At 67.1% G+C, this 24,603-nt stretch carries 24 protein-coding genes; 10 read left to right on the forward strand and 14 right to left on the reverse strand.

Annotation, left to right across the window (positions count from 1 at the left end):
• Positions 1 to 107: 107 nt before the first annotated feature.
• Positions 108 to 824 carry a glycosyltransferase family 25 protein gene (locus QO033_RS19625; RefSeq protein ID WP_284482667.1) on the forward strand — a complete coding sequence of 239 codons (717 nt, stop codon included), beginning with the start codon at positions 108 to 110 and terminating at the stop codon, positions 822 to 824.
• Between the two features lie 7 nt (positions 825 to 831).
• On the opposite strand, the gene QO033_RS19630 is transcribed toward QO033_RS19625, so the two are convergent.
• Positions 832 to 1,485, reverse strand: coding sequence for a peroxiredoxin (locus QO033_RS19630; protein WP_284482668.1), 654 nt, complete (start codon positions 1,483 to 1,485; stop codon positions 832 to 834).
• A 171-nt stretch (positions 1,486 to 1,656) separates the two neighbouring features.
• Between QO033_RS19630 and QO033_RS19635 the strand changes: the two genes are divergently transcribed.
• A complete protein-coding gene (locus QO033_RS19635) occupies positions 1,657 to 3,096 on the forward strand; it encodes an aldehyde dehydrogenase family protein (RefSeq protein ID WP_284482669.1) in 1,440 nt (479 codons plus the stop codon).
• Between the two features lie 72 nt (positions 3,097 to 3,168).
• On the opposite strand, the gene QO033_RS19640 is transcribed toward QO033_RS19635, so the two are convergent.
• Complete coding sequence (locus QO033_RS19640) at positions 3,169 to 3,624, reverse strand: glyoxalase superfamily protein (RefSeq protein WP_284482670.1); 456 nt, start codon at positions 3,622 to 3,624, stop codon at positions 3,169 to 3,171.
• A 260-nt stretch (positions 3,625 to 3,884) separates the two neighbouring features.
• Here QO033_RS19640 and QO033_RS19645 point away from each other — a divergent pair, with 260 nt between their 5' ends.
• Entirely contained in the window at positions 3,885 to 4,733 is an 849-nt protein-coding gene (locus tag QO033_RS19645; protein WP_284482671.1) for an alpha-1,2-fucosyltransferase, read from the forward strand.
• A gap of 66 nt (positions 4,734 to 4,799) precedes the next feature.
• On the opposite strand, the gene QO033_RS19650 is transcribed toward QO033_RS19645, so the two are convergent.
• The gene (locus QO033_RS19650) at positions 4,800 to 5,444 is read right to left on the reverse strand and encodes an RluA family pseudouridine synthase (protein WP_284482672.1); all 645 of its coding nucleotides are present in this window, start codon (positions 5,442 to 5,444) and stop codon (positions 4,800 to 4,802) included.
• Between the two features lie 119 nt (positions 5,445 to 5,563).
• Between QO033_RS19650 and QO033_RS19655 the strand changes: the two genes are divergently transcribed.
• Positions 5,564 to 5,974, forward strand: a complete 411-nt coding sequence (locus tag QO033_RS19655; RefSeq protein ID WP_284482704.1) for a nuclear transport factor 2 family protein — start codon at positions 5,564 to 5,566, stop codon at positions 5,972 to 5,974.
• A gap of 27 nt (positions 5,975 to 6,001) precedes the next feature.
• On the opposite strand, the gene rarD is transcribed toward QO033_RS19655, so the two are convergent.
• Both rarD and QO033_RS19665 read right to left on the reverse strand, forming a co-directional pair.
• Positions 6,002 to 6,922: an EamA family transporter RarD gene (rarD, locus tag QO033_RS19660; RefSeq protein ID WP_284482673.1), complete on the reverse strand. Its 921-nt coding sequence runs from the start codon at positions 6,920 to 6,922 to the stop codon at positions 6,002 to 6,004.
• 104 nt (positions 6,923 to 7,026) lie between these two features.
• Positions 7,027 to 7,650, reverse strand: coding sequence for a LysE family translocator (locus QO033_RS19665; RefSeq protein WP_284482674.1), 624 nt, complete (start codon positions 7,648 to 7,650; stop codon positions 7,027 to 7,029).
• A 333-nt stretch (positions 7,651 to 7,983) separates the two neighbouring features.
• On the opposite strand from QO033_RS19665, the gene QO033_RS19670 reads away from it, so the two are divergent.
• Positions 7,984 to 8,166, forward strand: a complete 183-nt coding sequence (locus QO033_RS19670) for a hypothetical protein (RefSeq protein ID WP_284482675.1) — start codon at positions 7,984 to 7,986, stop codon at positions 8,164 to 8,166.
• Between the two features lie 11 nt (positions 8,167 to 8,177).
• On the opposite strand, the gene QO033_RS19675 is transcribed toward QO033_RS19670, so the two are convergent.
• The 3 genes from QO033_RS19675 to QO033_RS19685 form a co-directional block, all read right to left on the reverse strand.
• Complete coding sequence (locus QO033_RS19675) at positions 8,178 to 8,654, reverse strand: GAF domain-containing protein (RefSeq protein WP_284482676.1); 477 nt, start codon at positions 8,652 to 8,654, stop codon at positions 8,178 to 8,180.
• Entirely contained in the window at positions 8,651 to 9,685 is a 1,035-nt protein-coding gene (locus QO033_RS19680) for an alpha/beta hydrolase (RefSeq protein WP_284482677.1), read from the reverse strand. Before QO033_RS19680 ends, QO033_RS19675 begins: the two co-directional genes overlap by 4 nt.
• Before the next feature lie 138 nt (positions 9,686 to 9,823).
• Positions 9,824 to 10,996, reverse strand: a complete 1,173-nt coding sequence (locus tag QO033_RS19685; RefSeq protein WP_284482678.1) for a thiolase family protein — start codon at positions 10,994 to 10,996, stop codon at positions 9,824 to 9,826.
• Between the two features lie 88 nt (positions 10,997 to 11,084).
• On the opposite strand from QO033_RS19685, the gene QO033_RS19690 reads away from it, so the two are divergent.
• The 3 genes from QO033_RS19690 to QO033_RS19700 all read left to right on the forward strand — a co-directional run bounded on the left by QO033_RS19690 (position 11,085) and on the right by QO033_RS19700 (position 13,765).
• Positions 11,085 to 11,423, forward strand: coding sequence for an STAS domain-containing protein (locus QO033_RS19690; RefSeq protein ID WP_284482679.1), 339 nt, complete (start codon positions 11,085 to 11,087; stop codon positions 11,421 to 11,423).
• Between the two features lie 36 nt (positions 11,424 to 11,459).
• Positions 11,460 to 11,912: an ATP-binding protein gene (locus tag QO033_RS19695; RefSeq protein WP_284482680.1), complete on the forward strand. Its 453-nt coding sequence runs from the start codon at positions 11,460 to 11,462 to the stop codon at positions 11,910 to 11,912.
• Positions 11,913 to 12,190: 278 nt separating this feature from the next.
• Positions 12,191 to 13,765 (forward strand): gamma-glutamyltransferase family protein, encoded by a 1,575-nt coding sequence (locus QO033_RS19700; protein ID WP_284482681.1) that lies wholly within the window; start codon positions 12,191 to 12,193, stop codon positions 13,763 to 13,765.
• A gap of 104 nt (positions 13,766 to 13,869) precedes the next feature.
• Here QO033_RS19700 and hspQ read toward each other — a convergent pair whose 3' ends face one another.
• Positions 13,870 to 14,196: a heat shock protein HspQ gene (gene hspQ / locus QO033_RS19705; protein ID WP_284482682.1), complete on the reverse strand. Its 327-nt coding sequence runs from the start codon at positions 14,194 to 14,196 to the stop codon at positions 13,870 to 13,872.
• Positions 14,197 to 14,406: 210 nt separating this feature from the next.
• Here hspQ and QO033_RS19710 point away from each other — a divergent pair, with 210 nt between their 5' ends.
• Positions 14,407 to 14,985 carry a transglycosylase SLT domain-containing protein gene (locus QO033_RS19710; protein WP_284482683.1) on the forward strand — a complete coding sequence of 193 codons (579 nt, stop codon included), beginning with the start codon at positions 14,407 to 14,409 and terminating at the stop codon, positions 14,983 to 14,985.
• A gap of 23 nt (positions 14,986 to 15,008) precedes the next feature.
• Here the strand turns inward: QO033_RS19710 and QO033_RS19715 are convergent, their stop codons facing one another.
• The 5 genes from QO033_RS19715 to QO033_RS19735 all read right to left on the reverse strand — a co-directional run bounded on the left by QO033_RS19715 (position 15,009) and on the right by QO033_RS19735 (position 23,239).
• Complete coding sequence (locus tag QO033_RS19715; RefSeq protein ID WP_284482705.1) at positions 15,009 to 15,617, reverse strand: LolA family protein; 609 nt, start codon at positions 15,615 to 15,617, stop codon at positions 15,009 to 15,011.
• A gap of 100 nt (positions 15,618 to 15,717) precedes the next feature.
• On the reverse strand, positions 15,718 to 17,079 hold the full coding sequence (locus QO033_RS19720; RefSeq protein WP_284482684.1) for a M10 family metallopeptidase C-terminal domain-containing protein: 1,362 nt from the start codon (positions 17,077 to 17,079) through the stop codon (positions 15,718 to 15,720).
• A gap of 81 nt (positions 17,080 to 17,160) precedes the next feature.
• Complete coding sequence (locus QO033_RS19725; RefSeq protein WP_284482685.1) at positions 17,161 to 20,577, reverse strand: DNA translocase FtsK; 3,417 nt, start codon at positions 20,575 to 20,577, stop codon at positions 17,161 to 17,163.
• Between the two features lie 28 nt (positions 20,578 to 20,605).
• Positions 20,606 to 21,787, reverse strand: a complete 1,182-nt coding sequence (locus tag QO033_RS19730) for an aminotransferase class I/II-fold pyridoxal phosphate-dependent enzyme (protein ID WP_284482686.1) — start codon at positions 21,785 to 21,787, stop codon at positions 20,606 to 20,608.
• 120 nt (positions 21,788 to 21,907) lie between these two features.
• Positions 21,908 to 23,239, reverse strand: a complete 1,332-nt coding sequence (locus QO033_RS19735) for an amidase (RefSeq protein WP_284482687.1) — start codon at positions 23,237 to 23,239, stop codon at positions 21,908 to 21,910.
• Positions 23,240 to 23,355: 116 nt separating this feature from the next.
• Between QO033_RS19735 and QO033_RS19740 the strand changes: the two genes are divergently transcribed.
• Entirely contained in the window at positions 23,356 to 24,579 is a 1,224-nt protein-coding gene (locus QO033_RS19740) for an FAD-dependent monooxygenase (RefSeq protein WP_284482688.1), read from the forward strand.
• Positions 24,580 to 24,603: the final 24 nt, after the last annotated feature.

Below are 24,603 nucleotides of genomic sequence, written 5' to 3' on the forward strand. Positions count from 1 at the left end.
TGGACCGCAGGCAGGAACAGGGCGATTATCCGGAGGTTCTCAGACCCTCAGGGACCCATAGAAACAGCCGTCCGCGGCGCATTCCCGAACTGGTCGGAAAGCACCACATGCACTCTCTCATCATCCATATGTCTTCCAGCACCGCCCGCCGCCCCAACGCAGAGCGGCTGTTGCGGGATCTGCCTGACGCGCAGCTGATCGAGGCGGTGGACGGGCGCGATCCCGGGGCGATTGCCGGGGTTCGGACGGCGCCGGGCAATCTTTATCGGCCGCAGTATCCGTTTCCGCTGCGCCCGGCAGAGATCGGTGTGTTCCTCAGCCATCGGCGTTGCTGGCAGCGGATCCTGGACGAGGGGTGGGACTATGCGCTGATCGCCGAAGACGATCTCTCGGTCGAGCCGGAACGGCTGCAGCGGGCGCTGGCGCTGATCGACCGCGCCGCTACGCCGGAGATGTATATCCGTCTGCCGGTGAAGCAGCGCGAGACCCCGGCCCGGGTGCTGGCGGAGGATGGCGATATCCGGTTCATCCTGCCGAAGGTGATCGCGCTGCAATGCATCTGCCAGGTGGTCGGGCGCGGGGCGGCGGCCCGGATGCTGAAGGCGACCGAGGCGATCGACCGGCCGGTCGACACCTTTTTGCAAATGCACTGGATCACCCACCAGCCGGTGCATGCGATCCTGTCGCTGGGCAGTCGTGAAATCGCCTCGGAAATCGGCGGGTCGACGATCCAGCAAAAAACCCGCGCCAGGGGCAAGCTGACGCGGGAATTCAGGCGGGCCGTCTATCGGACGCAGGTGGCCCTGCGCCCGCAGCACGGCTGAGACCGGGTTACGCCGGGTTCTTGGCGAAGCGCAGATAGGGCAGCTTCTTGTCCAGCGCGCCGAATTTCTCTTCGGCGGCGGCATCGTCCAGCGACAGCGCCACGATCACGTCCTGGCCCACGGTCCAGTTGGCCGGGGTGGCCAGCGGCTGCTGATAGGTGCGCTGCAGGCCGTCGAGCGCGCGCAGCACCTCGGCGAAGTTCCGGCCCACCGACATCGGGTAGGTCATGATCAGCTGCACTTTCTTGTCCGGGCTAACGATGAAGACCGACCGGACCGAGGCGCTGTCGGCCGCGGTACTGCCATCGGGCAGATAGGCGTCCGCCGGCAGCATGTCGAAGAGTTTCGACACTTTCAGGTCGGTGTCGGCGATGATCGGAAAACTGGCAGAGGCGCCCGAAAAGCCCTCGATATCGCTTTTCCACTGCACGTGCTCGTCGGCGCCATCGACGCTCAGACCGATCACTTTGGTGTTACGCTTGGCCCATTCGTCGGCCAGCTGCGACACGGCGCCGAATTCGGTGGTGCAGACCGGAGTGAAGTCCTTCGGGTGCGAAAACAGGATCGCCCAGCTGTCACCGATCCAGTCGTGGAAGGTGATTTCGCCCTGATCGGTCATGGCAGTGAAGTTCGGGACGATGTCGTTGATACGCAGGCCCATGTGTGTCTCCTCGTTGTTGGTCAGCGACGTTCGCGCGTCGCGGCAAATGTAGTATCCCGCATATAAGGTTTCACCCCCCGTCTTGTCCCCATTCATCTGCAATGACAGAGTGACGCAGAATCGCAGACCGGGTGGTCTGTGCACGAGTGACGAACTGGGAGACTCTGAGAGATGATCGAGAAGCGGAATTTTTTCATTAATGGCCAATGGGTCGCACCGCTGGCGGGCCGGGACTACGAGGTGATCAACCCCTCGACCGAGGAGCCCTGCGCCGTGATCTCTCTGGGCGGTGAAGCCGATGCCGATGCCGCCGTCGCCGCCGCCAAGGCGGCGCTGCCGGGCTGGATGGCAACCCCGCCGGCGGAGCGGATCGCGCTGGTTGAAAAGCTGCTTGAGCTCTATGTCGCCAAAGGCGAGGAGCTGGCGCAGGCGATGTCCATCGCCATGGGCGCGCCGATCGACCTGGCCCGCACCCAGCAGGTCGGCGCCGGCAGCTTCCACCTGAAGAACTTCATCACCGCCGCGAAGGAGTTCCAGTTCGACCGCCCGCTGAACGACCGTGCCCCCAACGACCGTATCATCTATGAGGCCGTCGGCGTCGCCGCGCTGATCACCCCGTGGAACTGGCCGATGAACCAGATCACCCTCAAGGTGGGGGCCGCTGCCATCGCCGGCTGCACCATGGTGCTGAAGCCGTCGGAGGAAAGCCCGCTCGACGCCATCGTCTTCGCCGAACTGATGGAAGAGGCCGGCTTCCCCGCCGGTGTCTTCAACCTGGTCAACGGCGACGGCATGGGGGTCGGCTCCCGCCTGACCGGCCATCCCGACGTGGACATGGTCAGCTTCACCGGCTCCACCCGCGCCGGTATCGCGATCTCGAAAAACGCCGCCGACACGCTGAAGAAGGTTCATCTGGAGCTGGGCGGCAAGGGCGCCAACGTGATCTTCGCTGATGCCGACGAAAAGGCGGTGAAGCGCGGTGTACTGCACATGATGAACAACACCGGCCAGTCCTGTAACGCCCCGAGCCGGATGCTGGTGCAGTCCGAGATCTACGACAAGGCTGTGGAAGAGGCTGCCGCTGTGGCCGCCAAGGTCACCGTGGGCCCCGCCTCGGAAGAGGGTAACCACATCGGCCCGGTGGTCAACGAAACCCAGTGGACCAAGATCCAGGGCCTGATCGAAAAGGGCATCGCCGAGGGCGCCCGCCTGGTCGCCGGCGGCCCGGGCCGGCCGGAGAACTTCAACAAGGGCTTCTATGTCCGCCCCACCGTCTTCGCCGATGTCACCCCCGACATGACCATCGCGCGTGAGGAGATCTTCGGCCCGGTGTTGTCGATCATGAAGTTCGACACCGAGGAAGAGGCGATCACCGTCGCCAATGACACCGAATACGGTCTGACCAACTACGTCCAGACCCAGGACCCGACCCGCGCCAACCGCATGGCCCGGGTGCTGCGCTCAGGCATGGTGGAAATGAACGGCAAGCCGCGGGCGCCGGGCGCCCCCTTCGGCGGCATGAAGCAATCCGGCAACGGCCGCGAGGCCGGCATTTTCGGGATCGAGGATTTCCTGGAAATCAAGGCCGTCAGCGGCTGGACCCCGGAATAACGCCGGGTCCCCGCGCCAGCGTTTCGTCAAAGGCCGCCCTTCGGGGCGGCCTTTTCTTTGGCGGTGGGGGGCTCACATCCCCTCGGCCATGACGATCAGCTGCGGCACCCCGTTCGAGGTCTTCTGCGGCGACTGGCCGGTCTCGTCGATGGTCGCGGTGACCCGCCGCCGGAACGAGGAGAAGCTATCGAAGGTGACGACATCGACGGGGTCGTCGAACTGCAGCGTGATGCGCCGGGGGCCGCCGTGGGTGCCGCCGCTCAGGCCATGGACAATGCCGGCAAAGGGCTGGCCGAGATAGCGGCCGACCACCCGGTCGCCCACCGCCAGCGGCCGGGCGTTGCCGCGGTCCGGGCGCGCCGCCAGCGCCCGCAGCGTGTTCCAGTCGCGCGCGCCCTGCTGATGCGCCACCAGTTCCAGCGCCTGTGAATGGCTGATCGGGGTGCCCTGTGCTGCCAGCAGCGCGCGCAGGGATTTCGCCTGCGCCTTGTAGGCGGTGATTTTTGCGGTGTCCTCGGATCCGGACATCCTGAACCTCTTTTCCATGCGGCATGACACGGGGGGAAGACGGGCGCTCGCATTGCCATCCGACGCATGCCTCGGGAAACGGCAGGAAGGATCGAACCGGGTTTCACCACAGCGTGACGCTTGCGAACGGCAGGGCACCCGAACCTTGCCCGGCGATTACGGCAGCTTGCGGCCTCCGGTCAAGCCCTCTGCGCGCCGCCGGCTCTGGCCCTGTGGCCGAAATCCCCCTAGAGACGGGGAAACGCACGCAGGAGAGCGCGATGATCTATACCCGCCTGCATGGCCGGCTGGGCAATCAGATGTTCCAATGGGCTGCCGGCCGCGCCCTGGCCGCCCGGCTGGGGGTGCCGCTGGCCATCGATCCGCGCAGCGCGCTGCACCGTGGCGAAGGGGTGCTAACCCGGGTCTTCGACCTGCCGCTGCAGACGCCGCCGCCACCGCTGCCGCCGGCCAAGCACGAAGGGTTCCTGTCCTACGCGCTCTGGCGCGGCTTCGGCCGGCATCCTCGGTTCCGGCGCGAACGCGGGCTGGGCTACAACCCCGCCTTCGAGAGCTTCGGTGACGACAGCTACCTGCATGGCTACTGGCAATGCGAAGGCTATTTCGCCGCCATCGCCGAGACCATCCGCCGGGATTTCACCTTCCCCGCCTTCAGTTCCGGCCAGAACGCCGAGATGGCGGCGCGGATCGGCGAAAGCCTGGCGATCTCGCTGCATGTTCGGCGCGGCGATTACCTGACCTTCGCCGCCCATGTGCTCTGCGATCAGGCCTATTACGAGGCCGCGCTGGCCCATGTTCTCGATGGCCTGCCGGGCACCCCCACCGTCTTCGTCTTTTCCGACGATCCCGACTGGGCCAGATCCAACCTGCCGCTGCCGGTGGAAAAGGTGGTGGTCGATTTCAACGGGCCGGAGTCCGATTTCGAGGATATGCGCCTGATGTCGCTCTGCCGGCACAACATCATCGCCAATTCCTCCTTCTCCTGGTGGGGCGCCTGGCTCAACGCCCATGCCGACAAACGGGTCACCGGCCCGACCAAATGGTTCGGTGATCCGAAGCTGCAGAACCCCGATATTCTGCCCACCGGCTGGACACGGATATCCACCTGAGCGGCCAGGGGGGGGCGGCAACGGGACCTCTGCCCGCGCCGTACCGCGGCGCCCCCGGTCCTGACCTCAGAACGGCGCCTTGGCGCGGAATTTCATCGACAGGCCGCCCTCGGGGTGGTTCAGCCGCAGTTCCTCAGAATGCAGCATCAGCCGGGGGAAGGCGCGGGCTGGCCCCTCGGCATAGAGCGGATCGCCCAGGATCGGATGCCCCAGCGCCAGCATATGGACCCGCAGTTGATGGCTGCGCCCGGTGCGGGGAAACAGCCGCACTCGGGTTTCCTCGGCACCGTATTTCAGCACCTTCCAATCGGTCACAGCCGGTTTGCCGGTGTCATGGCAGACCTTCTGCAGCGGCCGGTTCGGCCAGTCGACGATCAACGGCAGATCGACGGTGCCGGCCTTCGGCTCCAGCCGGCCCCAGACCCGCGCCACATAGGTCTTTTTGGTCACCCGCTGTTCGAATTGCATCGACAGGCTCCGCTGGGCATGCGGGGTCAGCGCGAAGACGATCACGCCCGAGGTGTCGCGGTCCAGCCGGTGTACCAGCAGCGCCTCGGGAAACACCGCCTGCACCCGGCTCAGCAGGCAATCGGCCAGATGCGCGCCGCGCCCGGGCACCGACAGCAACCCGGCGGGCTTGTTCACGGCGACCAGCTGGGCATCCTCATGCAGGATCTCCAGCGGGTCCATCGGGGGGGAGTAATCGCTCATGGCCCCGTGGTAGCTGACTTCGCCCTGACGTCAAGCTTGCCGCAGGGCCGCGGGGCGGCCACTCTGCCGCCGGATCAGGAGGAGGAGACCGGTTCATGAGCACAGATTTGCATCCCGACATGCATCCCACCATCGCCCGGGCGCTGGAGATCATCGCCTCGGGCGATCACGAAAAGATCGCCACCGTGCTGGCAGAGGACGTGCGCTTTCTGCCGCCGACCTACTGGGCGACCTGGGCCGGGCGCGCGCCGGTCGCGGCGGTGCTGGGCCATGTCGGCCAGGTGTTCACCGATTTCCGCTATCGCCGGGTGATGGGCGCCGGCCGCGACTGGGCGTTGGAATTCCAGTGCAAGGTCGAGGGGCTGGATGCCGTCGGGGTCGATCTGATCACCCTGAATGACGACGGGCTGATCGGTCTGTTCGAAGTGGTGATGCGGCCGCATAAGACCGTGGGCGCCCTGCGTGAGGCGATGAACGCCCGGGTCAAGACCGATCCGCGGTTCCTGGACTACCGCAAGGCGCTGTCCTGACGCGGCGCGCGGCGGGGGCGTGGCCTGTCAGGCCCGCCGCCGCCGGCTCTGGTGCAGCAGGGCGCCGGTATAGATTGCCAGCGCCGCCCAGATCAGCGGAAAGGCGATCATCCGGGCCCGCCCCATCGGTTCGCCGAACAGGAAGACGGCCGCCAGCATGATCATCGTCGGCGTGATGTATTGCAGGATGCCTATGGTCGATAGCCGCAGCCGCTTGGCACCATTGGCATAGGCGATCAGCGGGATCGCCGTCACCGGGCCGCAGGCCAGCAGCAACAGCGTATCGGCATCCATATGGCCGAAATGCCCGCCGCCGCTGGCCTCGAGATAGATCACATAGATCAGGGCGGGCGGCATCAGGATCAGAACCTCCAGCAGGAATCCCTGATTGGGGCCGATTGGCAGCGATTTCTTGAAGAAGGAATAAAACCCCCAGCTCAGCGTCAGGGTCAGCGCCAGCCAGGGGATGCGGCCGGTATCGATCGCCAGGATCGTCACCGCGACCGTGGCCAGGGCAATGGCGGCGATCTGCGCCCGGCCCAGCCGTTCGCGCAGCAGCACCGCGCCCAGAAAGATGCTGAACAGCGGATTGATGTAATACCCCAGCGCCGCGTCCAGTGCATGGCCGTTGTTGATCGACCAGATGTAGATGCCCCAGTTGATCGAGATCAGCGCCGCCGTCAGCGCCCCCTGGGCCAGCGTCTTTGGATGGGTCAGCGCCCGGCGCAGATCGCCGGTGCGCCCCATCGCGATCAGCAGCATGCCGGCGACCGGGATCGACCACAGGATGCGATGCGCCACCACCTCGACCGGGGTGATATGGCTCAGAAGCTTGAGGAAGAGCGGCAGCACCCCCCACATCAGATAGGCGGAGACGGCAAAGGCCAGCCCCTGCGGACTGTCCCCGCTGCCGGCAACGGGCGGGGGGGTGACGGCTTGCGATGTCATCGCGGGATCTCCTCTTACCCTATCGCTTTAGGGCAGCGGCGCGGGCTGTGCAATGCGGGCGGTCCGGTACCATGTTCCGGGGGCGTGCCGCCGGGGCCGGTGGGCTACCCGGCGATCTGCGGTGTCGCTGCCAGCCCCAGCAGCACACCGTAAAGGACAAAGCAGCTGGCCAGCACCCGGCGCACCCAGACGTTGAACACCGCCCCCAGCGCCGCCCGGCCCATCAGCGCCCCGAGCGCGGTGAACCCGGTATAGCTCAGCGTGGTCAGGGTCAGCGCCGTAGGTACGATCACCGCCATCTGATCCCAGATCGGCACGTCGGGCTGCACGAAGGCGGAGAAGGCGGCAAGATAGCCGGCGACGCTCTTGGGGTTGATCGTGGCGATCGCCAGCGCGTGCAGATAGATGTGCCGCGCTGGCCGCACCTCGGTCGGGGCGGGTTTGCTGGCATTGCGCCAGCCGCGCAGCCCCAGCCAGATCAGCACCGCGGCGCCGATGTATTTGGCGACGGTGAAACCTGTCGGCGAGGCGGCGAGCAGGGCGGTCACCCCGGCGGCCGAGAGCAGCAGGAAGCTGGCCGCCTGCGTCAGGATCGCCAGAACGCCGATCAGGGCTCGGCGAAACCCCAGTGCCATGCCGTTCGAGATGCAGTTGACCGCATTCGGTCCCGGCGTGGTGACGAAGGCGATCCAGAACAGGGCGAAGACGCTCCAGGCCTCGAAGGTCATGGGCGGACCTCGATCGTCGGCAGGCTGCCGGGGCAGCGGAGCAGGTGCGGATCGGACTGGGGCATCGTCGGTGGCATCGTCATGGCACGGTGGTCTGGTCGCGGCACCCTGCCGCATTTCCCCGGGGGATGCATCCCCCGTTTTGCCACGAGTCGGCAGGCGATCTGCACGGTTTTTGATCGGTTTCCCAAGTTTTAGGGAGTAATTGCTGCCCTACTTGCTGCGCCGCAGCATTTTATGGCTCGGTAGTGGATGACCCATGGTAAACTTAACGCAACGCGACTGTGGGAGGGGCAGCGCGCCTGACCGATCTGACCGAAGGAGACGCGACCCATGTGTCTGACCGCCGAAGCTCTGGCCCTGTTTCTCAACCTGCTGAACCCGGAGATGATCAGCTCCGAAGCCGGCCGGATCACCGTGCATGCGACCGAGGCGGATGCGGTCTGGGTGCTGACCGCAGAGGACGAGTGGTGCACCATGGCCCCGCAGATCGACCGGATGGCCCGTTTCGATTAAGCCCTCGCGCCTCAGCTGCCGGTCTTGTCGCCATGCAGCTGGCCAAAGACCCGGTCGAGGATCGCCGTTAGCGCCTCGGCATCTGCCGGTGTGAAGGCGTCGGGCAGGTCGCTGTCGATGTCGAAGACCGCGATCAACTGGCCGTTGCCGTCGCGCACCGGCAGCACCAGTTCCGACCGGGTCGAGCTGGCACAGGCGATGTGGCCGGGAAAGGCATCGACATCCGGAACCAGCATGACCGCGCCGCTGCGGGCGGCGGCCCCGCAGACACCGCGCGAAAACGGAATCGTCAGGCACCCGTGGCCCCCCTGGTAGGGCCCGATCTTCAGCAGTTCCGGCGCCACCACCCGGTAAAACCCGGTCCAGTTGAACCGCACGTCGGCATGATGCACCTCGCAGGCCAGCGTCGCCATCAGGGCGATGACATCGGTTTCACCCTCGGTCAGGGCGGCGATCCGCCGGGCGAGCGCCTCGTAGTCTCCGGTCATATGCCGAACCTTTCCTTCAGCCAGTCTGCTGCCCGGCTGATGGCATCCTCGCCCTCGGGGATGACGCGGGTCAGGTTGAGAAAGCCGTGCAGCTGCCCCGGATAAGTCAGAAGATCGGTGTCAACGCCAGCGGTTCGCAGCGCTTCGGCATAGCTTCGCCCATCGTCCCACAGCGGATCCTGCCCGGCGGCGATCACCAGCGCCGGCGGTTGACCGGCCAGATGCGGCGAGAACAGCGGGGAGACACGGGGCGCGCAGCGGTCCTGTCCGGGTGGAAGGTAGTGATCGAGATACCAGGCGATCCGGGTCGAGGACAGCAGCGGGTCGTCCCTGAGATCTGCCATCGACTGCGACGTCAGCCGGGCGTCGACGCCGGGATAGATCAGCAGCTGCGCCGCCGGTAGCGGCGCGCCCGCCGCGCTCAGGCTGTGCAGCAGGCTGGCTGCCAGATTGCCGCCGGCACTGTCGCCGCCGACTGCCAGGCGCGCCGGATCCAGCCGGTGCGGCCCGGCGGGATCGGTCAGTTGCAGATAGGCGGCAAGGATATCGTCCGGCGCGGCGGGAAACGGCGCCTCGGGCGCCAGCCGATAGTCATAGGAGATCACCCGCAGTCCGGCGCGGTCGGCCAGCTTGGCACAGACCGCGTCATGGGTGTCGAGGCTGCCCTGTATCCAGCCGCCCCCGTGGAAATAGAGCAGCGTCGGCGCGCCCTCGCCGCGCCCGCGCGGGGTATAGAGCCGGGCCGCGCGCGGGCCGGCGGCCCCGGCCAGCTGCAATGCCTGGCGCGTGACCGTCCGGGGACCGGGGCGGTCGAACTTGCGGACGAACATTGCCAGCTGCGCCCGGCTCTCGGCGACGCTGGGCAGGGCATCGGGATCGCGCAGCTGCGCGACCAGATCGGCCACCGCCTGCGCCTTCGGATCGGCGACGCGGCCGCTAACTGCCCGTGGCGATCCCGCAGGCAGGTGACGGGCGACCGGCGCCGGCGCCAGCACCCGCAGGAGCGAGTATAGGAGCCTGAGCTGTTTCATCGGCCTCTCCTTTGTCGGCCAGTCTCCGCCTCGGGGCGGCGGCAGACAAGGTGGCGGGCAACGGATGCCCCGGTGCCGCGGCGTCCGTTCGGAGGGTGCCGGGACGATCGCCGCGAAGGGGGCGGGCTCAGAGCGTTGTCAGAGCCGTTCGATGGCGATGGCCGTGCCCTCGCCACCACCGATGCAGATCGCGGCCACACCCCGTTTCAATCCACGTTTTTCCAGCGCGTTCAGCAGGGTGACGATGATCCGGGCGCCGCTGGCGCCGATCGGGTGGCCCAGGGCGCAGGCGCCGCCGTTGACGTTCACCCGGTCGCGGGGCAGGTCCATTTCCCGCATGAAGGCCATCGGCACCACGGCAAAGGCCTCGTTGACCTCCCACAGGTCGACATCGTCCTTCGACCAGCCCAGCCGGGCCAGCAGCTTCTGTGCCGCCGGGACCGGGGCGGTGGGGAACAGCGCCGGCGCCTGGGCGTGGCTGGCATGGCCGAGAATTCGGCCCCGGGCGGTCAGGCCGCGGGCCTCTGCCGCCTCGGCGGAGGCAAGCACCAGCGCCGCCGCCCCATCCGAGATCGAGGAGGAATTCGCCGCCGTCACCGTGCCGCCGGGCCGGAACGCCGGTTTCAACGTCGGGATCTTCTCGGGGCGGGCGGTCTGCGGCTGTTCGTCGATCTCGGTCACCACCTCGCCCTTGCGGGTCCTGACAGTGACCGGGGTGATTTCGCCGTCGAAGGCGCCGCTTTTCTGGGCTTCGAGCGCGTTCGAGAGGGATTTCAGCGCATAGTCGTCCTGCGCCTCGCGGGTGAACTGAAAGGCCTCGGCGCAGTCCTCGGCGAAAGTGCCCATCAGCCGGCCCTTGTCATAGGCGTCCTCAAGCCCGTCCAGGAACATGTGGTCGATGGTCTTGCCGTGGCCGATGCGGGCGCCGCCGCGCATCGCCGGCAGCAGATAGGGCGCGTTTGACATGCTTTCCATGCCGCCGGCGATCATCACCTCATTATGGCCGAGAGCGATCTGATCGAAGGCCAGCATCGTCGCCTTCATGCCGGAGCCGCACATCTTGTTGAGCGTGGTGGCCGGCACCTCTTCGCCAAGACCGCCGAGGAACCCGGCCTGCCGCGCCGGCGCCTGGCCCTGGCCCGCGGGCAGAACGCAGCCCATCAGAACCTCGTCCACGGTGTCGGCTCCGGCCCCGGCCAGCGCCGCGCGAATGGCTGCGCCGCCCAGCTCCGCCGCTGGTACGCCATCGTAGATCCCCTGGAATCCCCCCATGGGCGTTCTTGCCGCACCGGCGATCAAAACGTCTTTCATCCCCACTCCTCCCTAGTTATCGGGACAACCGATTGGTAAGACTTCATCACTAGCTTGATACTACCTGAAATACCACCTGAGGAGAGCCATGTTGCTGAGCAGTACGCAAAAGGGCGACGTGCGCATTGTCACCGTCAATGCGGATCGGATCGACGCGGCTGTCGCGATCCAGTTCAAGGAAGATATGCGCACGGAAACCGCAGGCGGACCGGATCGGGTGATTTTGAACCTGTCGCGGGTGACGTTCATCGACTCAAGCGGATTGGGCGCGATCGTCGCGGCAATGAAACAACTGGGTGAAGGGCGGCGGATGGAGCTCGCCGGGCTGAGCCCGATGGTGGACAAGGTGCTTCGGCTGACGCGAATGGACACGGTCTTCAAACTGTTTCCCTCGCTCGACGATGCCATGATCGGGATCGAAGGCTGACCTGAGTAGCTTGTGTCATAACGGCGGATAACCGCAATGCCAGAGCGTTTTACGCACAGGTTCAGGGCCACGGAGCTGGCCGCCCGCGGCGGGATCGTCGCGGTGATGGCGCGTCTGCGCGCCCTGGAACTGCCTGAGCATGTCGCGGGGGATGTCGAACTGGCGCTGGCCGAAGCGGTGAACAATGTGACCGAACACGCCTATCGCGGCCGCAGCGACGGCACGATCACCGTGACCGGCCGGCTGGAGGATACCCGGCTGGTGCTCCGGATCTCCGATCACGGGCTGCCGATGCCCGAAGGCAAATTGCCCAAACCCCGCGCCCATGACCTGAGCGATCAGGCAGAGCTGCCCGAGGGCGGCTTTGGCTGGGGTCTGATCCACGCGCTGACCAGTTCGGTCCGCTATGACCGGCGGGCGCAGCGCAACACCCTGTCGATGATGTTCGACTTGTCCAAGGATAAGTCCGAGAAGCGCACCGCGCCCTGAAACTGCCGCAATCGGAGCAAAGTTGCGCCCGATTGCGGCGCGATAACGGAACCGTAGCTGCAACAGGCTTCCCTCGGCGCCGTGCGATCATAGCCCCCACCCAATGCGCGGTGCCGAGGACTTGTCCCGATCTGCAGTTGCGGTTTCTCTTGATTTTCTACCCCTTCCGGACTTTCCCCTCTGCCTGGTGCAGAGGGGGCGGTTCCGGCGCTGGCGGTTGGCAACCCGGCGGGCCGGGCCTAATCTCCGCCGCGAAGACATGAAGGGAGACAACCGCAATGCGCGATTTCCAGAGCCCGGGCCGCTCCGAGGTGCTGACAACGAACGGGATGTGCGCCACGTCGCATCCGCTGGCCGCGCTGGTGGCGGTGGATATCCTGCGCCGGGGGGGCAATGCGATGGATGCGGCCATCGCGGGGGCGGTCCTGCTGGGAATTTGCGAACCGCAGATGACCGGGATCGGTGGCGATTGCTTTGTCCTCTATACCGATCCGGACAGCGGCGCGCTCAAGGCGCTGAACGGCTCCGGCCGGGCGCCGAAGGCGGCCAGTGCCGCCGCGCTGCGCGACCGGGGGCTGAGCGCGGTGCCGCTCCATGGGCCAGAGGCGGTGACGATCCCCGGCGCCATCGATGCCTTTTGCCATCTGTCGGAAACCGTCGGCACGCTCGGGCTCGATGCGATTCTCGCGCCGGCGATCCAGTATGCCGAGGCCGGCGTGCCGGTGGCGGCCCGCGTGGCCTTCGACTGGGCCACGGATCAGGGCACCCTGCAGGGTGTTGCGCGCGACCGCTATCTGATCGATGGCCGCGTCCCGCGGGTGGGGGAGATCTTTCGCGCCCCGGGCCAGGCCGAGGTGCTGCGCCGGATCGCCAGGCAGGGCCGCGACGGTTTCTATACCGGTGAGGTGGCCGAGGACATCTGTGCCGCGCTGACCGCGTTGGGCGGGGTCCACACGCTGGAGGATTTCGCCGCGACCCGCTGTACCGAGACGACGCCGGTGTCGGGGCAGTACAAGGGGGCCGATCTGTTCGAGCATCCGCCCAACGGTCAGGGCGCAACGGCGATCCTGATGCTGAATATCCTGAGCCATTTCGACATCGCCGGCATGGAGCCCTTCGGCGCCGCTCGTGCCCATGTGGAGGCCGAGGCCGCCAAGCTGGCCTATGACGCGCGGAACCGGTTCATCGCCGATCCCGACCGCACCGCGCGGTTGCAGCATATGCTGGCACCGGAAACCGCGGCGCAGTTGGCCGGGCGGATCGACATGGCCCGGGCGATGGCCAGCCCCGCGGCGCTGAGCGAGGCGGTGCACAAGGATACGATCTATATCACCGTGGTCGACCGCGACCGGATGGCGGTGTCGCTGATCTATTCGATCTTCCATGGCTTTGGCTCTGGCATTGCCAGCGACCGCTTCGGCGTGCTGCTGCAGAACCGCGGTGCCGGCTTCAGCCTGGAGGCGGGGCATCCGAACGAAATGACCGGCGGCAATCGCCCGATGCATACCATCATCCCGGCGATGCTGCGCGATGGCGACACGCTGATGCCCTTCGGGGTGATGGGCGGAGCCTATCAGCCCAACGGTCATGCTCGGGTGGTCAGCAACCTGCGCGATTTCGGCATGGACCTGCAGGCGGCGCTGGATGCGCCACGCAGTTTTGCCGACACCACCGGGCTGGAGGTCGAGCGGGGCTATAGCGATGCGGTGCGGCAGGAGCTGGCCGATCTGGGCCACAGCGTGGTGGTCCCGGAAACGCCGATCGGCGGGGCGCAGGCGATCCGCATACGTCCCGACGGGGTGCTGGAGGCAGCCAGTGATCCACGCAAGGACGGCTGTGCGCTGGGCTATTGAACGATGATATCGCCTGCCGGGTCCTGCGGGAGCCGGCAGATCGCAAGCGCCCGCTGCGACGGCTTCCCCGCCAGCGCGGTGCTGCCCGCCCGAGCTGGTAGATTTTAATTAAATTGGAAATGAAGGGGGTACGAACCGTCCTGGAACGGGCCGAACATCTCCGGGATATCGGGGTGATCCACCGGCTCGCCAGAGTAGTCGGCGACCAGATTCTGCTCCGACACATAGGCCACGTAGTAGGTGTGATCGTTTTCGGCCAGCAGGTGGTAGAACGGCTGTTCCTTCAGCGGCCGGCTGTCTTCCGGGATCGCCTCATACCATTCCTCGGTATTCGCGAACTCCGGATCGACATCGAAAACCACGCCGCGAAACGGGTGCTTCTTGTGGCGCACAACTTGGCCCAGGTGATATTTCGCGCGCGTCTTCAGCATTAAACATAGCCCTCAATGACATGTTCTTAACCGTAACACCTGAGCCTTGTCCAACCCCCGCAGCCGATTTTCCAAGAAACAGACTGTCGAATTGATTTTGACAGTGCCTGCCTCGCGGCCTGAGCGGGACGCTGCCGAAAGTCTCAGGCAAATGTGATTCCCACCGGGGCGTTTATCGGCTAAAATTCCCTCAAAAAAGGCATGAGGCAGATGAGCAGACCCCTCAGCATTCTTTTGCTGGTTCTGATTCTGGCGTCCTGTGGCGGTGGCTACAAGGCGCCCCCCAGCAATTTGGACAACGCCTGCAGCATCCTCAGTCAGCGGCCGGAGTATAAACGCGCCTTCCGTGCCGTCGAGCGGCGCTATGGTGTGCCGGCGCATGTGCAGATGGCGGTGATCTATCAGGAAAGCCGGTATCGTTCCGATGCGCGCACCCCCTATCGCTATGTGCTGGGGGTGATCCCCATGGGGCGGCAGTCCAGCGCATACGGCTACAGCCAGGCGCTGGACGGAACCTGGGACGAATACCGGCGTTCCACCGGTAACCAGCGGGCGAAACGCGATAAAATGCGCGATGCCGCGGATTTCATGGGCTGGTACATGACGCGCAGTTCGCAGCGCAACGGCATCGCCCTGACCGACGCGCGCAATCAGTATCTCGCTTATCACGAAGGGCACACCGGCTATGCCCGCGGCTCGCATCAGAGCAAGAGCTGGCTGTTGCGGGTCGCCGACGATGTCGAGCGGCGCTCGTATATGTACCGCGCCCAGCTGGCAAGCTGCTACTGACGGCAACGGGAGGAGACGCAGCCTCAGCGCTTGTCGGTGGGGGCGGAGCCGCCGACCGGCAGGAACAGGCTGCCGGGCAGGGACATCCCGGTTTCCAGTTTGCCCAGAATCACCGTGGTCTGACCGCCGCTGGCATCATGGATCACCCATTTGCGCAGCTCCACCGGCGTGTCGGTGAACATCAGTTCGATTCGCCCGTAATCGGGGTTATCGGGGTCCTGCGCGGTGATTACGGTCGAGGTGCCGTCGAAGGTGTGGCCAACCACCATATTGGCGCGGTCCAGATCGACACGGCTGGCCAGGATGATCGACAGCGGCGTGCGGCTGAGCGGATAGCTTTCCGGCGGCTGGTTCGATTTCGGATCGCGGATCACCACGGTGCCGGCGCCGACGATCACCGCCGCATTGCCGGGGGGATCGTACTGGAACCGCGCCTTGCCCGGACGGCTGAGATAGAGCGTTCCGGTGGTCAGCGTGCCATCGTCGTTGATCTGGGTGAACGGGCTTTCCGCCGTCTTCAGACCGTTGAGATAGGCCGATATCGCCGACAGCGGCAATTTCTCGGCGGCCTGCGCCAGCGGCGCGGCCAGGATCAGCGCCGGAAGGCTGAGACTGAGCAGTAGGTTTCTCATGGCGATTACATAGGCATTGCCGGACGGGATTGTCATCCCCGCACGGTCCACATCGGCGTGAAGGCGCGGAAGCGGGCCGGGGGGGTGGAAAATCGGGGGGTTAGAAAATCAGGTCCTCGGCCACCGTCAGAGCCGACGGGGCGACGCTCTCCAGCAGGAGGGTCAGGGGCGTGCCGATGCCGAAGCTCAGCAAGCTATCCGCGCCGCCGTGGCGGGGGGCAATCGTCAGGTCGTCGGGGGTGAGATCGAGGGCGCGCAGATCGATATGATCCCGCCCGGGAGTGAAATCTCTGATCCGGTCGCGTCCGGCGCCATCGTCCGGGGTGAAGATGAACAGATCCGCCCCGGCGCCGCCGGTCAGCACATCGCGCCCGGCACCGCCGGCGATCCTGTCGTCGCCGCCGCCGCCGGAGAGGGTATCGTTGCCGCCCTCGCCGAACAGGCGGTCGTCTCCGGCTCCTCCGGACAGCTGATCGGCCTGGCCGCCGCCAAAGAGCCGGTCGGCCCCCGCGCCCCCCTGCAGCAGGTTGCGGAAATCATTGCCCACCAGCAGATCGCGGCCGCTGCCGCCCAGAAGGGTATCGACGCTGCGGGCGAAGTCGGTCTCGTCGCTGGCGGCGCCGCCGGCAGTCAGCCGGTCCTGGCCCGGGCCGCCATAGAGCCTGTCGTCGCCCAGCCCGCCATCGAGCGTGTCCCGGCCGGCACCGCCGCGCAGGATGTCGTCCGCCTCGCGGCCGAACAGCCTGTCGTCGCCACCCCGGCCATTCAACCGGTTGGGTCCCTGGACTCCGATCAGGGCATCGTCCTGCCCGGCCGCGGTCAGGCTGAACCCCGCGTCGCCGAAGCCATAGCTCCAGCCGGTGGTGTCGATCGGCCCGCCATAGAGCTGTCCCAGGGCCAGTTTGTCCAACACCCCGAGCTGATCGTAGGGCGGTCCCGACAGCGTGTAGGACATCAGCGTCATCGACCGGTTGTCCAGATCGGGGGCCAGCGTGAAGCTGCCGTTGAAGGGATGGCTCAGACCCAGGCTATGCCCCAGCTCATGCAGGATGGATTGATAGCGCGGGCCGCTCAGCCGGTCGCCGTCGGTCAGATCCATGGTCAGGTCGCCGGAGTCGGTCTCGTCCCCGGTGACATAGGGATAATGCGCCCAGCCACCGTAGATCGAGCCGGTGACACCGAAGGCCCTGATCATCGCGGGGCCGGTGGTCTCGACGAACAGCACTCCGGTCTCGGCCTCGAAGGTGCTCATCGCCTGACGCACCGCCGCCCGTTGTGCCGCGGAAAACGCCAATACCGTCTCGGCCGCATAGGGCAGCGTGTCCAGCGCGGGCAGATCGGCGGTTTCGGTGAAGGAATAGCTGACGATGACCGGGATCGGCGTCTCGTGGCCATAGCTCCAGCTGTAATATGGATCGTCCAGCCGGGCCAGGATGGCCCTCTCGTCACGCACCACGGTCATATCGGCGACCTGTTCTTACCATTGAAAAAGCCGGGCCCGGTGATCGGGCCCGGCTGAAACCGTTTCGGGGCTACGGTACCGTCACTGCTGTTCGGGCACCAGGATTTCCCGTTTGCCGACGTGGTTGGCCGGGCTGACCAGACCCTCGTCTTCCATCTGCTCCACCAGCCGGGCGGCCTTGTTATAGCCGATCGCCAGTTTCCGCTGGATGTAAGAAGTGGAGCATTTGCGATCCTTGATCACCACCTGCACCGCTGCGTCATAGAGCGCGTCCTCGCCATCGGTATTGCCGCCGGTCGAAAGCCCCAGCACCGCGTCGATGCTTTCGGCCTTTTCCTCGTCCGGGCCGTCCAGCACATTGCCGACATAATCGGGCGGGCCGAACTGCTTGAGATGGGTGACAACCTCCTCTACCTCCTCGTCGGAGACGAAGGGGCCGTGGCAGCGGGTGATCTTGGCGCCGCCGGCCATATAGAGCATGTCGCCCATGCCCAGCAGCTGTTCGGCGCCCTGTTCGCCCAGGATGGTGCGGCTGTCGACCTTCGAGGTCACCTGGAAGGAAATCCGGGTGGGGAAGTTCGCCTTGATGGTGCCGGTGATGACGTCGACCGAGGGCCGCTGCGTCGCCATGATCAGGTGGATGCCCGACGCCCGGGCCATCTGTGCCAGACGCTGGATGCAGGCCTCGATCTCCTTGCCGGCGACCATCATCAGGTCGGCCATCTCGTCGACGATCACCACGATATAGGGCAGCGCGACGGGCTGGAATTCCTCGGTCTCGAACACCGGTTCGCCGGTCTCGTCGTCAAAGCCGGTCTGCACGGTGCGGCTGAACATCTCGCCCTTCGACAGCGCCTCGCGCACCCGGCCGTTATAGCCCTCGATGTTGCGCACACCCATCTTCGACATCTTGCGATAGCGATCCTCCATCTCACCCACCGTCCATTTCAGGGCGACGACCGCCTTCTTCGGATCGGTGACGACGGGAGAGAGCAGATGAGGGATGCCGTCATAGACGGAGAGTTCCAGCATCTTCGGGTCGATCATGATCAGCCGGCATTCCTCCGGCGTCAGCTTGTAGAGCAGGCTGAGGATCATGGTGTTGATCGCCACCGATTTCCCGGAGCCGGTGGTCCCGGCGATCAGCAGGTGGGGCATCTTGGCCAGGTTGGCAACAACCGCATCGCCGCCGATATCCTTGCCGAGCGCCAGCGGCAGGCTCATCTTGCTGTCGCCGAAGTCGCGGGCGGCGAGGATTTCGCGCAGCACCACCTTCTCGCGGTTCTCGTTCGGCAGCTCGATGCCGATGACCGACCGGCCCGGCACGGTGGAGACCCGCGCCGACAGCGCCGACATCGACCGGGCGATATCGTCGGCCAGGCCGATCACGCGGCTGGCCTTGAGGCCCGGGGCCGGTTCCAGTTCATACATGGTGACGACCGGACCGGGGCGAACGCTGACGATCTCGCCCTTCACCCCGTAATCGTCCAGCACGTTTTCCAGCATGCGGGCGTTTTCTTCCAGCGCCTCGTCGCTGAGGTAATGCCGTTCGATCTCGGCCGGGTTGGTCAGCAGGTTCAGCGGCGGCAGTTCGAAATCGTGGTGATGTTCTTCGAAGGCCAGGGCCGGCTGCGCCTCGGCCTGGGCGCGGCGCGACGGCTGCACCGGCTTGCGGTTCAGCGGCTGCACCACCTTGCGCGGCTCCGCCAGCGGCACCGCCATGGGTTGGGCCACCGGCTGCGGGGCGGGCCGGTCGGCCTGCGGCGCCTCTGCCGGTTGCGCGCGGTAGACCGGGGGCGCCGGCTGGGCCGGCTGCTCCGGCGCGGCGTATTCGGCATATCCGGTGTCGTCCGAATAGTCCTGATCGTGCTCCTGCGCCGGCGGCATCGGTGCCGCCTGCGGGGCAGGGGAGGGGGCGAGCTGCGGCGCGGCCATGGGGGCCTGCGTGGAGACGTGTGTGGGGGCCTGAATCGGGGCCGGGGCCGGCTGCGGTGCCACCGCCTGTACAGGCGGGGCGACCGGCGCGTCGGCGACGGTGGGCTGGACGGCCACATAGGGCGCCGCGGCGCTGAGCGGCGGCTCGGGCGGCAGGACGGCCTGGGCCGCGGTCACCGGCGGTTCCGGCGGCAGCACGTTGCCATGGCGCAGCGGGTTCAGCAGCAGCGGATCGGGTCCGCGGCCACGGCCCTTGGTCAGCGGCCGGCTGGGATCGGGTTCGACCGGGGCCGGCGCACCAGAGCGGGCACGGATGGCATCGGCGATCTTGGCGCGGATGCGGTCGTCGCCGGGCATGTCCTGTTCCGCCGCCGACATCTCGGGCTCGACCAGTTCGGGTTCGGGCATCGGCGCCGGTTCTGCGCGGCGCAGCAGCGACGGCATGCGGGCGAGGAAGCCCGTACGTTCCTCGCTCTGCGCGGCACGGCGGGGAGCCTCCGGCGCCGGCACCGGCGCGGCAACGGCGGGGGCCGCAACCGGGGCGGGAGCCTGAGGCTGGACCGGGGTCGCCTGTTGAACGGCGGCGGAATAGTGGGGGGCTGCGTGCTGGATCGGGGCGGCGGCGCGCGGGGCTGGAGTGGGCTGCGGCTCCATCGCGGGCTGCGGCCGGTGCACCGGGATCGGTGCGCTGCGCTGGACCGGCTGCGGTGCCGGTTCGGGATAGGGATCTTCGAACAGGGCTTCGGCTTCGGCCTCGGCAGCGGCCAGTTCCTGCGCGGCGCGCGCGGCCTCGGCATCCGCCGCCAGTTGCTGGCGATAAGCCTTTTCGGCGGCGGCCTTCTCGCGCCGGGCGCTGCGGTGGGCAGCGAAATCGCCCACTTGCTTGCGGGCGGCCTGGGCGGCGCTGACCCCGCCCTTGCCGAGAAGGTTGACGAGGAAGCCATAGACCATCACCACGCCGATCAGCACGAAGCGCAGCGCGCGCGCGATCTCGGGCCGGGTGAAGCCCAGCACATAGGCGCCCATCCCCAGCATGGCGACGGCGGTCAGAAGCGACATCAGCTTGACGGCGAAATGCGAGCCCAGCGGCAGCAGCGTCAGCAGCGCGGCCACCACGGTATCGCCGAACAGACCGCCCAGCCCGAAGCTGTGCGTTGCGCTCCACGCGGCACTGGGCACCAGCGTGGCGGCATAGACCGAGCCGACGGCGATGGCGATCGGGGCGAAGATCAGGCGGGACAGCGCGCGCTCCTCTCCCCGGTGCAGCGCATAGCGCAGGCCCCAGCCGATCAGCGCGATGGCCAGCCCCCAGCTGCCGCCACCGACCACCATGAACAGCGGTGCCGCGACCGAGGCGCCGAAGCGGCCCAGCCAGTTCTGCACCGGCGCATCGGTCGAGACCATCCAGTTGGGATCGTCCGGCGTGTAGGAGCCGATCATGGCCGCCGCCGCGAGGCCGATGCAGATCAGGACGATCCCGATCAGCTCCTTGCCCCGTTTTTCGATGGCCGCCTGCATGTTGCTGTCCAGCAGAGGGTCGCGGCTGCGAGTGTGATATGCCATGCCTGTCCTCGGTCCTGCTCGTTTCTTGTTATCCGTAGAGGCAATCGCGCAGCCGCGTCAGCGCCTGGCGGAGTTCGTCTTCGGGAGCCACCATCGCCACCCGGATATAGCTTTTGCCGGGGTTCTCGCCCGCGACCTCGCGCGCCAGATAGCTGCCCGGCAGCACCCGCACCCCGGTTTCCTGCCAGAGCTTCAGCGCCGCGGCCTCGCCATCCTCGACCGGCAGCCAGAGGAAGAATCCGGCCTCCGGCGGCATGTAGCCCTGAGCGCCGGCGAAGACCTCGTCGGCGATGCGGTATTTGGTCTGATAGAGCGCGCGGTTCTCGGCCACATGGGTCTCATCGGCCCAGACGGCGGCGGCGGCGGCCTGCAGCGGTCCGGGCAGCGGTGCCCCGGAATAGGCCCGCAGCGTCTTCAGCCGTGCCATGCTGGCCGGCCCGCCGGCGACGAAGCCTGAGCGCAGCCCGGGCAGGTTCGACCGTTTCGACAGCGAATTGAACAGGGTCACCCGTTCCGGATCGGCGCCCAGTTCGGCTGCCACCGCGAGCGCCCCGGTGGGGGCGGCATCGCGGTAGATCTCGGAATAGCATTCGTCGGCGAAGATGCGGAAATCGTATTTCTCCGCCAGCGCGATCAGGTCAGCCCAATAGTCCCGGCTGGCCACCGCGCCCTGTGGGTTCGCGGGTGAGCAGATATAGGCGATGGCGGTGCGGTTCAGCACATCCTCGGGCAGGGCGGTGAAGTCGGGCAGATGGCCGGTGGCGGCGGTCGCCGGCAGGAACACCGGATCGGCGCCGACGGAAATCGCCGCGATCATATAGACTTGGTAGAAGGGGTTGGGGATCAGCACTGCGGGCTTCTGGCCGTTCTTGCGTTCGGGGCAGAGCGCCATGGCGGCGTTATAGAGCCCCTCGCGGGTGCCGTTCAGCGCCATGACCTGGCTGTCGGCGTCGAGGTTGACGCCATAGCGCCGCGCCGCCCAGTCGGAAATCGCCCCGCGCAGCGCCGGGGTGCCGTCGTTCGCCGGGTAGCTGTTGAAACCGGCAGCATTCTCGGTGATCACCCGGGTGACCCAGTCGGGAAAGGCGTGCTTCGGCTCGCCGATGGTCATATGCACGACGTCGCCGCCGGGCGCATGATCGTCCAGCAGCGCGCGCAGGCGCGGAAATGCGTATGGCGGCAGGTTCGAAAACCGCTCAGGATAGTCCATAATGTCTGCCTCTGGGTCGGGATCATTGGCGTCCCGTTTGCGAGGCAGGTTACCGCGATGGTGTCTCTCCGTCCAGCCTAAGCCGGTGAGGACTCGGGGAAATGTGGCAATCCGGCCAGATCAGCGCAGGGCTGCTTCTGCCGCGGCCCCCAGCCGCAGCAGCGCGGCCTCGGTCTCCGGCGGCGCCAGCAGTTGCAGCCCGCAGGACGGCGTGCCGGTGGGCAGGCTTAGCGCGCAGAGCCCCATCAGGTTGCCGATCCGGGTGTTGCGCAGCGTCAGCAGGTTCTCGGTCACGTAATACTCCGAATCCTGTGCCAGCCGGTCCAGATCGGGCGGCAGGATCGGCGCCGTGGGGCAGATCACCGCGTCGAAGCTGGCGGTGGCGCGATCCCAAGCCATCCGCGCCGACTCGAGCCGGGCCCAGGCGGCGACGTAATCGGGGGCGGAGAAGTCCTTGCCGGCGCGGAACCGGTCGCGGATTTCGCCGAACATCACATCGGGGTTGGCCTCGATCACATCGCGCCAGAGCCCATAGGCCTCTCCGGTATAGAGCACCGGGGCAAGCGTGAAGGCCTCGACCAGTTCCGGCACCTCGATCTCGACCACCTCGGCGCCGGCGGCGCTGAGCTTGGTGATCGCCTCGGCAAAGGCGCGCTCCGGTGCCTCGCGCAGATCGTCGAGGGCAACGGTCTTGAGGATCGCTAGCCGCTTGCCCTCCAGCGTGGCGCCGCGCAGATCGGGCGCCTTCGCGCTGCCGTCGAGCAGGGCGAAGAGCTGGGCGGCATCCTCCACCGTCCGGGTCAGCGGTCCGACGGTGTCGAATTTCAGGCACAGCGGCACCACGCCCTCCAGGCTCAGCCGGCCGGAGGTGGTCTTCAGCCCCACCAGATCGTTCCAGGCCGAGGGGATGCGCACCGAGCCGCCGGTGTCGGAACCGATCGCCGCCGCCGCCAGGCCGAAGGCGACCGAGGCCGCCGCGCCGGAGGAGGACCCACCCGGCGCGCCATTGGGGAAATTCACGTTGGGCGAGGTCGCGGTGATCGGATTGAGGCCGAGGCCGGAAAACGCCAGCTCGCTCATATGCGTCTTGCCGAGACAGACCAGCCCCAGCGCGGTGGCGTTCTGCAGCACCACGGCGTCATGCTCGGGCACCCGCCCTTCCAGCAGGGCAGAGCCGGATTCCGTCGCGGTGCCGGCGGTGTCGAAGAGATCCTTCCAGCTGACCGGCACCCCGTCGAGCGGTGACAGCCGAAACCCGGCCTGGGCGCGCGCCTTGGCCGCGGCGGCCTCGGCCCGCGCCCGTTCGGGCGTCAGCCGGGCATAGATGCGGTCGGACAGCGGATGCGCGGCGATCGCCTCCAGAAAGGTTTCGGTCAGCGCGACCGGGTCGATCGTTCCGCTTTCGATGCCGCGGCCCAGATCGCTCGCGCTCATGCTCAGCCAGTGCTGCATTGTGATCTCCCTTGAGGACGACGGGGCGCAGCGGCGCCCCGGTTTTCGGTGTTTTCCGGACGGTAGCGACAGCGCCGCGCATGGACAATCCCGAAGCCTCGGTCATATTGCAGGGCATGAGCGCAGATTCCGATATCCTGATCGTGGGCGGCGGCCTGAACGGCCCGGCCCTGGCACTGGCTCTGGCCCGGGCGGGCCAGCGCGTGACCGTCATTGACGCCCTGCCGGAGACGGCCCGCAAGGATGCGGGGTTCGATGGCCGGGCCTATGCGCTGGCGCTGGCCTCGCAGCGGCTGCTGGCCGGCATCGGCATCTGGGATCAGATCGCCGATCAAGCACAGCCGATGCTGGACATCAAGGTGACCGACGGGCATGCGGGCCTCGGCCCCTCGCCCTTCTTCATGCATTTCGACCATGCCGAGATCGAGGAAGGCCCGATGGGGTATATGGTCGAGGATCGTCACCTGCGTCGCGCCTTTCTCGACGCGATGGATGCGGCGCCGCTGATCACCCAGGTCGATGGCCGGGTGGTGGCGCAATCGGTTGCCCCGGGCGCGGTCACCGTGACACTGGAGGACGGGCGCAGCCTGTCGGGCCGGTTGCTGGTCGGCTGCGACGGGCGGGCCAGCGGCACCGCGCGGCGCGCCGGCATTTCCCGCACCGGCTGGGACTACGGCCAGACCGCGCTGGTCTGTGCCATCGAGCACGAGAAACCGCATCACGGTGTGGCGCATCAGTTCTTCATGCCGCCGGGGCCGCTGGCGATCTTGCCGCTGACCGGCAACCGTTCCTCCATCGTGTGGAGCGAGAAGACCGCGACCGCGGCGGCGATCAACGCGCTGCCGGAGGCAGAGTACCTGGCCGCGCTGAGGCCGCGGTTCGGCGATTTCCTGGGCGAGATCCGGCTGGCCGGGCCGCGCTGGACCTATCCGCTGGGGCTGACCATCGCCAACAGTTTCATCGCCGACCGGGTGGCGCTGGTGGGCGATGCCGCCCATGGCATGCATCCGATTGCCGGGCAGGGGCTGAATGCCGGGCTGCGCGATGTCGGCGCCCTGGCCGAGGTGGTGGTGGACGCTGCCCGCCGTGGTGAGGATATCGGCGCTTTGGCCGTGCTGGAGCGGTATCAGCAATGGCGCCGCTTCGACACCGCCGCGCTGGCGCTGGCCACCGACACCTTCAACCGGCTGTTTTCCAACGACAACCCGCTGCTGCGGTTGGGCCGCGATCTGGGCATGGGGCTGATCAACTCGGTGCCGGCGCTGCGCCGCGGCTTCGTGCGGGAGGCCGCCGGCCTGACCGGCGATCTGCCCCGGTTGCTGCGCGGCGAAGCGCTCTGACCGCCGCGGGCTGAGGGCGCGCGG

Origin of the sequence: Pseudodonghicola flavimaris (assembly GCF_030164425.1) — a bacterium.
Lineage (GTDB): Bacteria > Pseudomonadota > Alphaproteobacteria > Rhodobacterales > Rhodobacteraceae > Pseudodonghicola > Pseudodonghicola flavimaris.